At 43.2% G+C, this 13,335-nt stretch carries 11 protein-coding genes; 9 read left to right on the top strand and 2 right to left on the bottom strand.

The genetic code is table 11. The features are described from left to right. Window positions 1-17: 17 nt before the first annotated feature. Window positions 18-3,626, bottom strand: coding sequence for a WD40 domain-containing protein (locus IQ230_RS15410; protein ID WP_193932837.1), 3,609 nt, complete (start codon window positions 3,624-3,626; stop codon window positions 18-20). Between the two features lie 451 nt (window positions 3,627-4,077). On the opposite strand from IQ230_RS15410, the gene IQ230_RS15405 reads away from it, so the two are divergent. From IQ230_RS15405 to IQ230_RS15365, 9 genes are all read left to right on the top strand, one after another. Then, window positions 4,078-5,256 (top strand): BMP family ABC transporter substrate-binding protein, encoded by a 1,179-nt coding sequence (locus tag IQ230_RS15405; RefSeq protein ID WP_193932836.1) that lies wholly within the window; start codon window positions 4,078-4,080, stop codon window positions 5,254-5,256. 93 nt (window positions 5,257-5,349) lie between these two features. Then, the gene (locus IQ230_RS15400; protein WP_193932835.1) at window positions 5,350-6,426 is read left to right on the top strand and encodes an ABC transporter permease; all 1,077 of its coding nucleotides are present in this window, start codon (window positions 5,350-5,352) and stop codon (window positions 6,424-6,426) included. Window positions 6,427-6,443: 17 nt separating this feature from the next. Continuing rightward, window positions 6,444-7,361: an ABC transporter permease gene (locus tag IQ230_RS15395; RefSeq protein WP_193932834.1), complete on the top strand. Its 918-nt coding sequence runs from the start codon at window positions 6,444-6,446 to the stop codon at window positions 7,359-7,361. Window positions 7,362-7,557: 196 nt separating this feature from the next. Further along, window positions 7,558-7,947: an allophanate hydrolase-related protein gene (locus tag IQ230_RS15390; RefSeq protein ID WP_193932833.1), complete on the top strand. Its 390-nt coding sequence runs from the start codon at window positions 7,558-7,560 to the stop codon at window positions 7,945-7,947. Next, entirely contained in the window at window positions 7,944-8,963 is a 1,020-nt protein-coding gene (locus IQ230_RS15385) for a formamidase (protein ID WP_193932832.1), read from the top strand. Before IQ230_RS15390 ends, IQ230_RS15385 begins: the two co-directional genes overlap by 4 nt. Before the next feature lie 66 nt (window positions 8,964-9,029). Beyond that, the gene (gene biuH / locus IQ230_RS15380) at window positions 9,030-9,728 is read left to right on the top strand and encodes a biuret amidohydrolase (protein ID WP_193932831.1); all 699 of its coding nucleotides are present in this window, start codon (window positions 9,030-9,032) and stop codon (window positions 9,726-9,728) included. A 117-nt stretch (window positions 9,729-9,845) separates the two neighbouring features. Next, window positions 9,846-11,411, top strand: coding sequence for an ABC transporter ATP-binding protein (locus tag IQ230_RS15375; protein WP_193932830.1), 1,566 nt, complete (start codon window positions 9,846-9,848; stop codon window positions 11,409-11,411). Between the two features lie 54 nt (window positions 11,412-11,465). Further along, window positions 11,466-11,816 (top strand): cupin domain-containing protein, encoded by a 351-nt coding sequence (locus tag IQ230_RS15370; RefSeq protein WP_193932829.1) that lies wholly within the window; start codon window positions 11,466-11,468, stop codon window positions 11,814-11,816. Continuing rightward, window positions 11,807-12,481, top strand: a complete 675-nt coding sequence (locus IQ230_RS15365) for a cysteine hydrolase family protein (RefSeq protein ID WP_193932828.1) — start codon at window positions 11,807-11,809, stop codon at window positions 12,479-12,481. Before IQ230_RS15370 ends, IQ230_RS15365 begins: the two co-directional genes overlap by 10 nt. Before the next feature lie 11 nt (window positions 12,482-12,492). On the opposite strand, the gene IQ230_RS15360 is transcribed toward IQ230_RS15365, so the two are convergent. After that, window positions 12,493-12,879 carry a pentapeptide repeat-containing protein gene (locus IQ230_RS15360; protein ID WP_193932827.1) on the bottom strand — a complete coding sequence of 129 codons (387 nt, stop codon included), beginning with the start codon at window positions 12,877-12,879 and terminating at the stop codon, window positions 12,493-12,495. Window positions 12,880-13,335: the final 456 nt, after the last annotated feature.

Raw genomic sequence — 13,335 nt, 5'->3', positions numbered from 1 at the left:
ACATCATCTCAATTTTATTAATCTATCGATTGTGTTGTAGCATTTGTATCAACAGCACCTAGAATTTTAAGTGTAGTAATAGTTGCTTTAGTTAGTCCTTTAGCATCAGTAATATTCATACCCTCATAGGGTCTAGGAACTTGTAGTGTTTTGTAGCTGACATTGCGATCGCTATGAAGATGCCAAAGTTTAATTGTTTCGTCTTGACTACAACTAGCAAGAATTCCATTTGAATTATAAGATAAGAATCTTACCCATTTACTGTGTCCTTGTAGAGTCTGTGAGTAAGAAATTGGGATTGTACAAGCAGGATATTTTAATTGCCAAAGTTTTATAGTTGTATCAGTTCCGCAAGTTGCAAAGTGCTTTCCGTTTGGAGCAAAGACAATTGATAGTACTGGACCATTATGTGCTTGTAGAGTTTGGATGCATTCTCCTGTCTCAATTTGCCAAACTTTGATTGTTCCATCTGCGCTACCACTGATAAGATATTGCTGATCTGGACTGACGGCACACGAACGAATCCAACTCGTATGTCCAAATAAAGTTCTAATGCAGCAGCCTGTTTTAACATCCCAAATTTTGATTGTTTGGTCTTGACTGCCACTTGCAAGTAGCGTTCCATCTAAGCTTAAGGCAATTGACCAAACTCCACCTTGGTGTCCTTGCAAATGCAAGTATGTTCCTTGTGATATGTTCCAAGCTTTGATTGTACTGTCTAGACTGGCACTAAACAGTGTACCATCAGGGCTAAATATGACTGCAAACACCGCATCAGCGTGTCCTGTTAGCGTTTTTAAATGCTCTTTTGTATGAGTATTCCATAATCTAATTGTGCGGTCTTCACTACCGCTTGCCAAGATATTTTCATTAGGATGGAAAGCTACTGACCAAATCCAGCTAGTATGTCCTTGTAAGCTACCTAACTCTTTGCCTGTGGCTGTATCCCAGAAGCGAATTAAGCGATCCTGAGTTCCACTTGCCAGCTGATTACCATCGGGACTGAAAGCGACGCACCAGACGCCATTGCTATGTCCTTGTAAAGTCTTTAGGCAAAAATTAGTTCGGCTATCCCACAAACGCACTGATCGATCTTCACTGCTGCTGGCTAATAGGTAGGTATTGGGACTAAATACGACAGCTGATATCCAACTTGTATGTCCTTTAAGAACTCGTAAGACTTCACCGGTGTGATAGTTCCATAAGCGTACTGATTGATCGTCACTTCCACTGGCAAGAGTTTGTCCATCACTGCTAAATACAACAGTACGAATTTGTTGCAAGTGACCTGTCAAAGTTTTAATGTTTGTTCTGGTACTAATATCCCAAAGTTTAATTGTGCGATCGCTACTGCCACTCGCCAAAATGCGACCGTTAGGACTAAACGCGACACACCACACCTTTTGTGGATGTTTTACAATTTGCAAACACTCGCCTGTATCAAGATGCCAAACACGCACAGTACCATCAAAACTACCACTTGCTAACAGCGTTCCATGACGACTATGCGCATAATGTTGTGGTGCAAAAGCAACTGAACGCACTTCATCAGTATGTCCGGCAAAAGTATGCAACAATTCACCCGTTTTGACATCCCAAACTCGCACTAAACGATCTTCGCTACCACTTGCTAAGAAACGTCCATCAGAACTAAAAGCAACAGAAAATACGCGGTCAGTGTATCCTGGAAATGATTTAATACATTCTCCTGTCTCTACATCCCACAAATTCACAGTGCAATTAGCACTACTTGCTAACCAGCGACCATTTGGACTAAAAGCAACACACCACAACCAACCTGCATCGATTTTAAAAGTGAGTATTTGTTTTCCGTCAGTAACTTGCCAGACGTGAATTTCATGGTTGACATCGCCTGTCGCAAGTAACTTACCATCAGAACTAAAAGCAACCGATAAGACTTGACTAAAGGTATCAGTAAAAACAGATTTAGCAAAATGTACTGATGCGAAATTAACTTGTTGTAAATTACTGCGACATAGGTAAGCTTGCCAAATACTAATTTGTGAAAAATCCCAACCACTTAGATTGGTTTGTAGATAGCAAAGTATATTAAGTATATTTCCACCTGCATACCCAGTTACTTGTTGAGGTTTCTCGCGCAACTCGCAGAGAATTTGTTGAAATTTTGTCTCTAGCTTGACTTTACTATTACTAATTAATTTATCTGTAATCGGTTGAAGTATCAAGCGCTTTTGTGCTTCGCGTATATAATCTTTAGCAGTTGCTTTAATCAGCGCGTGCGAATTAAAAAAATGTAGACTTTTATCTGTAATTTCTTCATATATTTGATAAATTAAGCAATCGGTCACATATTCCATAACTACAGGTTGTAGCGTAAACCGACCGTTTTCAATGAACATAGGTGCAACTTTATCAATCAGGCATTTTCTTTCTAAAGTAGCGATCGCATCTAGTAATTCACCCAAAGCTATCTGTGGAATAAAATCTGTTTTTAGTTCAGATAAAGTTACAGGTTCCCGATTAATTGCTAACCAATACAGAATATCTTGTTCTAATTCTGGTAAGTGATTGATTTGACTTGCTAATAAATCTCGGATGTCACCAAAAACAATCGTATCTTGAGGTAGAAACTCTAAAAAGTTACTGATACTACTATCAAAAAAATTCTGAATGCCCGCAGCAACAATTTTTAAAGCTAAAGGATTACCTGCATAATGCTCAACTAATAGTTTCCATTCTGGATGTGATGCGGTGAAATATCCTTTAGTGTGAAAGATTTTTTGAATAGCACTTTCATTTAAGCCCGAAAGTCGCAGCGATCGCACAGGTAAATTTTCTCCTTCTTCTACTACTATTTGGCTTGGCTTTTCACGACTTGTGAGGACTAATGTACTTTGATGCAGAGTTTGGGTAATACATTTGAATAACTGACTATATCCCTCATCAATAGAAGGCGATCGCATGATTGTCTCGCCATTATCAAGAATCAGTAAGCAGCGATGAGCGCGTAAGTAGTGCAGTAGACGTAAAATGCAACCATCAAGAGTATTAGGTAAATCAGCTTCGTGTTGCTGCGATAGAAATTGAATTAAATCTGCCAATAAGTCTAAGATCGGTGGTGCATTCCGCAAGCTGCGCCAGATGACGTACTCAAAATGACTTTGAATTTCATGAGCTAATTTTACGGCAAGACAGGTTTTGCCGATTCCACCCATCCCAAATAACCCAATCCAACGACAGCGATCGCCTGTAATCCATTGTTCGAGTGTTGCTAATTCTGCGCTTCTACCATAAAAAACTGATACATCAGGGGCATTACCCCAATCACACTTTATGTTTTGGATTGAACTACTTACACCTTCATTAGGCGAAAAATGAATATCCTGAATAAACTCCCTGGCTTTGCGCTTGAGAACTAACTGCACATTGCTTTTAGAAACTTTTTCACCAAAAGCCCGACTGAGAACTTGCCATAATTGAGAACCTGTTTGCTTGAGATACCCTACCTCGTAACCGAGTTCTTTCGCAATTTCTTGATAAGGCTGTTCTTCCCATGCATAGCGAAATACAGAGGCTTGCAGCTTACTTAAAGGTTCTTCAACTAAGGCTTTTTCTACAATTGCTAGTGCTTCTTCACTGTTCATACCTGGTATCGTTTTGATTTGGAGTTGCTACATGCAGGGAAGCAGAGGGGCAGGAGAGAGTGGAGAACGCAAACATTTTTTAATTGATGTTAAGAACTGACAAAGGTAATTTTTAATGCAGTTTTAATTTCATCGATATGCAGGTATAGTATTTTTATCTGTGCTAAAGCACCTAGATAGATCGTCGTGTAATTTACGCCTTGCTCACACTTATAAGTTGCTAGCATCTATCTCTGGTAATGCTTACAGCGGCTTTATTCATCCAAATTTTAGAATTTTCTTAACTTAATCTTTGTTACTTGGACGACATTCCTCGCACTTTCAACGCACCTTCAGCGAACTTTTTTGCGTTTCCTTCACTGATAAATACTGATAAGCTCTCCTAACAAAGAAGAAAGTAATTTTCTGCTTGCAAGCTTCGTCCGCGATCCTTTAATGAAGGAGAGTCAGAGTGAGTCAAAGAATCTATTTATCTCGTCGTCAAGTTGTTCGTGGTCTATTGGCAACAACTGCATTTGGAGTAACTGCCAAATTAGGAACTGGATGTACGCCAACCCCAGAAACACAAGCGACTACAGCTGGTAGTGGAGATAATCCTCTTGTAATTGGCTTTATTTACGTTGGTCCTAAAGATGACTATGGCTATAATCAAGCTCATGCAGAAGGTGCAGCAGGAATTGCTCAATTACCAGGCGTCAGAGTTGTTGATGAAGCGAACGTTCCTGAAACAACCGCAGTCGAAGAATCAATGCGGAATATGATTGAGGAAGACGGCGTTACTGTCTTGTTTCCTACCTCTTTTGGCTATTACGATCCACACATTCTTAAAATTGCTCAAGAGTATCCCGAAGTCCAGTTTTTTCACTGCGGCGGACTTTACCAAGAAGGCGTACATCCTGATAATGTAGGCAGCTACTTTGGTTACATTGATGAAGCGCAGTATATAGCTGGTGTTGTTGCCGGACACACTTCGCAAACAGGAAGATTAGGCTTTGTTGCTGCAAAACCCATACCCCAAGTTTTGCGTAACATTAATAGCTTTACTTTAGGGGCGCGTAGTGTCGATCCAGAAATGACAACGCAAGTTATTTTTACAGGAGACTGGGCATTACCTGTCAGAGAAGCCGAAGCTACTAATAGTATGGCTGATCAAGGCATTGACGTCGTAACGTGCCATGTAGACAGCCCTAAAGTTGTGATGGAAACTGCCCAGAAGCGCGGTATTTTCTGTAGTGGCTACCACGCCAATCAAGCAGAGTTAGCCCCCCAAGGATATCTTACGGGTGCAGAGTGGGATTGGACGCAAGTTTATACAAATTATGTAGAAATGATCCGTGCCGGTAAAACGCTGCAGAATGGAGGAATTCCGCATCTAGTGCGCGGTGGTTTACAAGATGGTTTTTTGAAATTGTCGCCCTACGGCAACGCTGTGAGTGCAGATGCTAAGCAAAGTGCAGATGCTGCTAAAGCCGAATTTATGGATGGTGACATGATTGTTTATCGAGGAGAAATGAAAGATAACACTGGAAAAGTTGTTATCCCTGCTGGTAAAAATTTTCAACAGCAAGATCAAGAATTAGAAAAGATGAATTGGTTAGTAACTGGTGTTGTCGGGAATGTGAGTAGTTAGGTAATGGTATAGAACCACGAACCAGTATCGATTGTAGTATTTTTTTCCCGCTCATTTTCAATTACCAATCACCAATGACTAGTTACCAAAATTATGATTAACCGTTACAACTCGCGTAACATCGAAGCAATTTGCATACCTTTAGCAGCGTTGCTGTTTTCGTTACTATTATTTGGCATTTTTTGTGCGTTTGCTGGGGCTGATCCTTTTGGTGTTTATGCCTCAATTTATCGTTCAGCATTTGGCAGTTGGCGGGCGTTTCAGAATACTTTATTGCGGGCTGCACCTTTGATGCTAAGTTCGCTATGTACAGCACTTCCTGCGCGTTTAGGATTAATCATTATTGGTAATGAAGGTGCGATTGTTGTTGGTGGTTTGGGGGCTGTCGCCGCAGGATTAACCCTGTCAACCGCGCCACCGACGATTGTACAAGTTGCTATGGCGATCGCTGCAATTCTCTGTGGTGGATTATGGATTGGGGCTGTTGGTGCGTTACGGCATTATCGCGGTGTGAATGAAACAATTAGCAGCTTGCTATTGAATTATATTGCGATCGCTTTGCTCAATCACCTTGTGGGCGGACCCATGCGCGATCCTAGTTCACTCAACAAACCCTCTAGCTACCCGATCGCACAGATCAATATGTTGGGGGATATCCCTGGAACTCGCGTTCACTATGGTTTAATCTACGGACTAGTTGCCTGTGTCATTGCCTATTTCCTGATTCAACGCACAACTTTTGGTTTTGCAGCGCGAGTTGCGGGTGGGAATATCCGCGCTGCGCGTATTGCTGGGCTGCCTGTCGGGAAACTAACAATGATGATTTGCTTTTTAGCAGGTTCTTGTGCAGGATTAGCCGGTATGGTCGAAGTTGCAGCAGTGCACGGACGTGCCAATGAATCGTTGAACGCAAATTACGGATATAGCGGCATTTTAGTCGCATTTATTGCCCGACATAATCCTTTAGCCGCGACCTTAGTTGCCATCTTACTCGGCGGAATTCTTGCCAGTGGCGGAAGCTTACAGCGATCGCACGATCTCCCTGATGCCACAGTTCTTGTTTTTCAAGGTTTAGTATTCTTAGTTGTTCTGTTTAGTGAATCGCTCTACGGCAGGTTTTTTAAGGAGGGGTCAGGAGTCAGAGGTCAGAGATCAGCGGTCACTATATAGCATTGTAGGAGAAAAAAATGGATCAAGCATTAGGTTGGTGGGGAGTACCACTCGCGATCGCCGCCGGAACACTGCGCGGTAGCGCCCCATTTCTCTTTGTCAGTCTAGGCGAGTGCCTCACCGAAAAAAGCGGCAAAATCAATTTAGGGCTTGAAGGAACCCTCCTTATAGGGGCAATGAGTGCTTATGCGATCGCATACCTGACAGGTTCACCGTGGTTAGGCGTCATTACGGCAGGTGTCGCTGGAATGATGTTAGGTGTCATTCACGGTTGGCTATCGCAACAACCCAGAGTCAATGATGTTGCAGTAGGAATCGCGATGATTATCTTTGGTAGCGGAATTGCCTTTTTCTTAGGTAAACCCTTCATTCAACCTTCTGCACCACCACTCCCCGCATTACAATTTGGAGCATGGAGCAATTTACCACAAGTCCAATCCGCATTGCAGATTAGCCCACTGTTTCTCTTAGGAGTTGCGATCGCACCTTTAATGCAATGGTTCTTTCGTTCAACACGCTGGGGACTCTACATCCGTGCGGTTGGTGACAGTCCTGATGCCGCTAAAGCAATGGGTATCTCTATTTTTAAAGTCAGAATGCTATGTATCGTTGCCGGTAGCTTCCTTGCAGGAATTGGCGGTGCATATTTATCCCTCTACTACCCTGGAAGTTGGAACGAACGTATTTCTGGAGGTCAAGGACTAATGGCAGTCGCCCTTGTCATCTTTGCCCGTTGGCGACCGATGCAATGTTTATACGCCTCTCTCCTCTTCGGTGGCGCACAAGCGATCGGTCCTGCACTACAATCCGTCGGTATCGATTCCTACTATTACCTCTTCAACGCCTCCCCATACATTCTCACCCTCCTAATTATGATTCTCACCTGTTCCCCCAAACGCACCCTCAATGGCGCACCAGGGGCATTAGGACAATAAATAGTTTTAAGTTTTGGAAAGCGAACAAAGGTGCCGGAGGCAATTATTTTGAGTTTTGAATTAGAAGAACTCTCTTAAACTCAACACTTCACGACTCATAACTCTCTTAAACTCACAACTTTCTTAAACTTATAACTCAACACTTCACGACTCATAACTCATAACTTTCCTCCTCTGCACCTCTGCGTCTTTAAAAATGCATCACCTACTCCTCGCCGTCAACGGCACATTAATGCGTGGCTTAGAACTCAACTCTAATCTCCTCGCCGTCAACGCTATCTTTGACCGCGAAACCAAAACTGCACCAGTGTATCGTCTTTGGTCAATCAACGATAAATATCCTGCCATGCTACGCGTTGCCAGTGGTGGAAATGCGATCGCCCTCGAAATTTGGCAAATCCCCGCAAGTGGACTTGTACAAGTTCTACTGCAAGAACCTCCTGGACTCTGCATCGGTAAAGTCGCCCTCGAAGACGGAACCGAAGTTCTTGGAGTTTTATCCGAACCAATCCTATGTGAAAACCAGCGTGACATTACCCAATGGGGTGGTTGGCGCAACTATATTGCAACTAAAGGAGTTTTATGAGTGGTCTTGGTGGACTCAACAAATCACCCAACGGAGTTGTTATCGGTCTTGTTCAGTTACAATTACCCAACGTCGTTACTCCAGATGATTTGACAACGCAATGCGATCGCATTTGTCAGATGGTCGCTAAAGCCCGCCGCAATCAACCAACGATGGATTTGGTTGTGTTTCCAGAATATTCACTCCACGGCTTATCGATGGATACGAATCCAGAAATTATGTGCCGTCTAGATGGATCTGAAGTTGCCGCGTTTCAAAAAGCTTGCCAAGACAACCGCATTTGGGGCTGTTTCTCAATTATGGAATACAATTCCCACGGCAATCCCTACAATAGTGGCATTATTATTGATGATACAGGAGAACTCAAGCTTTATTACCGCAAATTACATCCCTGGATACCTGTCGAACCGTGGGAACCAGGTAATTTAGGAATTCCCGTATGCGCAGGTCCTAATGGTAGCACGATCGCACTCATCATCTGTCACGACGGCATGTTTCCTGAAATGGCACGCGAATGTGCCTACAAAGGTGCAGAAATTATGCTTCGGACTGCGGGTTACACTGCACCAATTCGTCATAGCTGGCAAATTACCAACCAAGCCAATGCATTTTGCAATCTCATGTACACTGCTTCGGTTTGTATGTGCGGTAGCGATGGAACATTTGACTCGATGGGCGAAGGCACAATCGCCAATTTTGATGGTACGCCCTTGGTCATGGGAAGCGATCGCCCTGATGAAATTATCACCGCCGAGGTACGCCCCGATCTAGTCCGCGAAGCCCGCGTTCATTGGGGTGTGGAAAATAATATTTATCAATTTGCACATCGCGGTTACGTTGCAGTTAAAGGTGGCGCGCAGGATTGTCCTTACACCTATATGCAAGATTTAGTTAACGGCTGCTATTGTCTCCCCTGGGAAGACGAGGTTGTTCATAAAGATGGAACTTCTTGCGGTTTTCCACCTCCAACACGAACTTATCAAGGAGAACTTCTCAAAAAAGAAATGACAACATAATCCATTTTCTCCTGCACTTCTGCCCCTCTGTCTCATTACCCTCCTACTACGTAATCCAAATTTACTATGGGACACTTTGTTGAAGCTGATCCGTACCCGTATCCTTTTAATGGAGAATTACGCTCTGAAAATACCGCACTGCTCATTATTGATATGCAGATTGATTTTTGCGGAATTGGTGGTTATGTCGATCGCATGGGATACGATTTATCGTTGACTCGCGCACCGATTGAACCGATTCGGAAAGTTCTAGAAATCGCACGGGCAAAAGGTTTTCATGTCATTCATACGCGTGAGGGACATCGACCGGATTTATCAGACTTACCAGAAAATAAACGCTGGCGATCGCAGCAAATTGGGGCTGGGATTGGCGATCCTGGACCTTGTGGCAAAATTCTCATTCGTGGCGAACCAGGATGGGAAATTATTCCTGAACTTGCACCACTTCTGGGAGAAGTCATTATCGATAAACCAGGAAAAGGGTCATTCTACGCAACTGATTTAGATTTGATTTTAAAACGCAAAGGCATTCAAAATATCATTCTTACTGGAATCACAACTGATGTCTGCGTTCACACCACAATGCGCGATGCAAACGATCGCGGTTATGAATGTTTGCTACTATCCGACTGCACAGGTGCAACAGACTATGGTAACTACTTAGCTGCTTTAAAGATGGTCAAAATGCAAGGTGGTGTCTTTGGTGCAGTTGCAGACTCGCAAGCATTTATTGAAGCAATCAGGGTTCAGATGCCCTTCGACTGAAGTCGGGGCTACTCAAGCAAAGTGTACTGTACACTACAAATCTTTTGACCGTAAGTCCACGGAGGTGGACTTTGTTGATGTAGCAGCGAATTTATTCGCACTCGCTGAGGAAAACCGATGTCAGGATTAACAGACTCTGTAATTCAAAATCAACAACCTATCAATCAAGCGAACTTACCACCCGATTTAGAAGTGGTAAACATGACAAAAAGATTTGGTGCAATGACAGCGCTAGATAACGTCTCACTGCACGTTAAGCCAGGAACATTTCACGCACTCTTAGGAGAAAATGGTGCGGGGAAAAGTACGCTAGTTAAATGCGTTATGGGGTTTTATACTCCTGACAAAGGTGATGTATTAGTTGACAAGCGATCGCGTCCGATTTCTAGTCCTCGTGATGCGCACAAATATGGTATTGGGATGGTGTATCAGCACTTTACTTCAGTCCCTGCAATGACAGTTGCAGAAAATTTGGTATTGTCGCGGTACGACGATCGCAACTTGATTAACTGGAAAGCTGAGTATGAACATCTCAAGGCGTTTATGCAAAGCGCACCGTTTCAAGTTGATCTTGATACTCCCGTGATGCAGTTAGCTGCGGGACAAAAACAAAAGCTGGAAATTCTCAAACAACTCTATTTACAAAGTCGCATCCTGATTTTAGATGAACCAACCTCAGTATTGACTCCCCAAGAAGCTGATGAAGTTTTGGGTTTACTCCGCAATGAAGTGCAAGCGGGAAATTTGAGTGTATTGATGATCAGCCACAAATTCCGCGAAGTTATGGCGTTTGTCGATGAAGTGACGGTACTGCGCAAAGGACAATTCGCTGGTCATGGCTTAGTCAAAGATTTATCACTGTCTGACTTAGCAACAATGATGCTAGGGGAACGCCGCGAAACGCAGCAGCTTGATAAGACACTATCTGTTGCAACAACTCCGGTTTTAGAAATCAAAAACATCCACGCCAACAAAGATAATGGTTTAACTGCGGTGAGTGATGTCAATTTAACTGTCCACAGTGGCGAAATTGTCGGAATTGCAGGAGTTTCTGGGAATGGTCAACGCGAATTAGTCGAAGTCTTAGCGGGTCAACGTCCGGCGACAGCAGGGCAAATATTAGTCAACGGCGAAACTTATACTGCTACTCGAAGTGAGATGTTTCGTTATCGTGTATTCGCGCTTCCAGAAGAACCGTTACGCAATGCGTGTGTCCCTCATATGAGTGTTGCTGAAAACCTAGCACTACGCACATTTGATCTTCCGCCGCAAGCTACAGGTGGTTGGTTACTCGTTCTCAAAGCGATGCGGGAAGCCGCTAAAAGTTTGGTAGATACCTTTTCAATAAAAACCCCCTCAGTCGATGCACCTGTTGGTAATCTTTCTGGCGGCAACGTCCAGCGTACTGTATTAGCCCGTGAATTATCCAGCGATCGCATCAACTTACTCATTGCCGCAAATCCTTGTTTTGGTTTAGATTTTGGTGCTGTCGAATATATTCACACTCAAATTGTCGCTGCCCGTAATCGTGGCGTTGCAGTACTCCTCGTTAGTGAAGATTTAGACGAACTTCTGACACTAGGCGATCGCATTGTTGTTATTAGTGAAGGCAAATTTGTCTACGAAAGTGCGATCGCAGATGCTGATATTACCACGATAGGTCAGCGCATGGCAGGACATTAAGTAACTAGTAACTAGTTACTAGCCACTCACCCCTCACCCCTCACCCCTACAAATATGCAACAAGTCTTACTACTCAAAAACTTACTCAATATTGCTGCTTGGCATAACGATTTACGGTGGGAATCTTTTCGTCCTGGGGTAGATATTTATCGCTTTTACCAAGACGGCGAACAGGGGGCAACAGCAGCGCTATTACGGTATCAACCTGGTGCAACTATACCTAAACACGAACACGTTGGTTTTGAACACATTTTCGTGTTGTCTGGTTCGCAAAGCGATCGCAATGGCAATCATCAAACGGGAACTTTAGTTATTAATCCTCCTGGTACAAGTCACACCGTTACTAGTGAAACTGGCTGCATTGTACTAGCAATTTGGGAAAAACCAGTAGTGCTATGGTCTTAATTGCTGCACAACCTTACGATTATGAACTTCCATCGGATTCACAAAAAGTGGCACTGTTAATTATTGATATGCAGCGCGACTTCTTAGAACCTGGTGGATTTGGGGAAGCATTGCACAATGAGGTAAGTCATTTAAGCGCAATTATCCCCACCATCAAAAACTTACTCGAAATCTTCCGTAAACTTCAATTACCTGTATTTCACACAATCGAAGGTCATCAACCTGATTTATCAGATTGTCCGCCGTCAAAGTTGCGTCGCGGAAAGAGTCAGTTAAAAATTGGTGACACAGGATCAATGGGACGTATTTTAGTTTTGGGTGAACCAGGAAATGCAATTACTCCTCAGCTGCAACCGATTGCTGGTGAGACTGTAATTTCCAAACCAGGTAAAGGCGCTTTTTACAACACTCACTTGCAATTGCACTTACACAAACAAGAAATTACACATTTAATCATCACTGGAGTCACCACCGAAGTCTGCGTTCAAACAACAATGCGCGAAGCCAACGATCGCGGTTTTGAATGCCTACTTGTTGAAGATGCTACCGCTAGCTACTTTCCTCAATTCAAACAATCTACCTTAGAAATGATTCGTGCCCAAGGTGGAATCGTTGGCTGGACTGCAACGGCTGCTAATGTCATACAAGCATTTTGCAGTATCTAACCCCTGAACCCTTATCTCTGATTCATTCCCGCTTGCACTGGGTCAAAATTTTCCGGAAAATGCGTATTGCGATCGTAATCTGCCCCTTCTAGTTTGGCATGTTGGAGTTTAGCTTGACGTAGATTTGCTGCAAGCAGTAAACTACCTCTTAAATCAGCTTGACTCAAATCAGCTTGGCTCAAATCGGTATAGCTTAAGTCAGCACCTCTAAGATTTGCATTGCTTAAGTTTGCTTGACTCAAATCAGCATAGCTAAGGTCAACACCCTTAAGGTTCTGTTGAAATAACTGAGCATCACTCAAATTAGCATTATTAAAATCTCGTTTCCCTGCCGCATATTTCTGTAAAAGTGTAGTCACATCACTAACGGTTTGCTGAAATTTTGCTGCCTCAGACATAATATTGCCTCGCAGATTGCTGCCTGACTTCTATTATGCAATCTTCAGTCATCATAGTTTTCTGCCTCACTTTAAGGTTGATGAAGCAAACGAAATATGAGTTGTGGGATAGAAACCTTGCCCGTCCACACGTTCGGGCTACTTCCACAGCCTATTCATGACAAAAAATCTTGCGAAATTCCTGTAAAAGACTTGTAGTAGTTCTTATCCAAATTACGTTCAGCTGTTGAACATAATCAAACCAGCACAAGTCGGTTATGGATAACAATACCCGCCCAACTTCAGAACTTGATCCTTTCTGGATATATACTCTCTCAGATTTGTGATTCATACGAACTTGCGTTCTAAAGAACAATTAGGGTAGGGTGCAGTTAACCGAGAAACGAGCACTGTTATGGCAAGAGTCAGTCGAGTTGTAGCCCACCAGAGCGTTGAAGAAGTTAAGCAGAAGCTGGC

Origin of the sequence: Gloeocapsopsis crepidinum LEGE 06123 (assembly GCF_015207655.1) — a bacterium.
Taxonomy (GTDB): Bacteria; Cyanobacteriota; Cyanobacteriia; order Cyanobacteriales; family Chroococcidiopsidaceae; genus Gloeocapsopsis; species Gloeocapsopsis crepidinum.
Note: the sequence above shows the minus strand (reverse complement) of the source record. Positions and strands in the feature narration are given on the sequence as shown.

What these genes read in the sequence shown, in the direction of transcription:
- IQ230_RS15410 (WP_193932837.1), bottom strand. Translation starts at nt 3,626, where the DNA reads ATGAACAGTGAAGAAGCACTAGCAATTGTAGAAAAAGCCTTAGTTGAA.
- IQ230_RS15400 (WP_193932835.1), top strand. Translation starts at nt 5,350, where the DNA reads ATGATTAACCGTTACAACTCGCGTAACATCGAAGCAATTTGCATACCT.
- IQ230_RS15395 (WP_193932834.1), top strand. Translation starts at nt 6,444, where the DNA reads ATGGATCAAGCATTAGGTTGGTGGGGAGTACCACTCGCGATCGCCGCC.
- IQ230_RS15390 (WP_193932833.1), top strand. Translation starts at nt 7,558, where the DNA reads ATGCATCACCTACTCCTCGCCGTCAACGGCACATTAATGCGTGGCTTA.
- IQ230_RS15385 (WP_193932832.1), top strand. Translation starts at nt 7,944, where the DNA reads ATGAGTGGTCTTGGTGGACTCAACAAATCACCCAACGGAGTTGTTATC.
- biuH (WP_193932831.1), top strand. Translation starts at nt 9,030, where the DNA reads ATGGGACACTTTGTTGAAGCTGATCCGTACCCGTATCCTTTTAATGGA.
- IQ230_RS15375 (WP_193932830.1), top strand. Translation starts at nt 9,846, where the DNA reads ATGTCAGGATTAACAGACTCTGTAATTCAAAATCAACAACCTATCAAT.
- IQ230_RS15370 (WP_193932829.1), top strand. Translation starts at nt 11,466, where the DNA reads ATGCAACAAGTCTTACTACTCAAAAACTTACTCAATATTGCTGCTTGG.
- IQ230_RS15365 (WP_193932828.1), top strand. Translation starts at nt 11,807, where the DNA reads ATGGTCTTAATTGCTGCACAACCTTACGATTATGAACTTCCATCGGAT.
- IQ230_RS15360 (WP_193932827.1), bottom strand. Translation starts at nt 12,879, where the DNA reads ATGTCTGAGGCAGCAAAATTTCAGCAAACCGTTAGTGATGTGACTACA.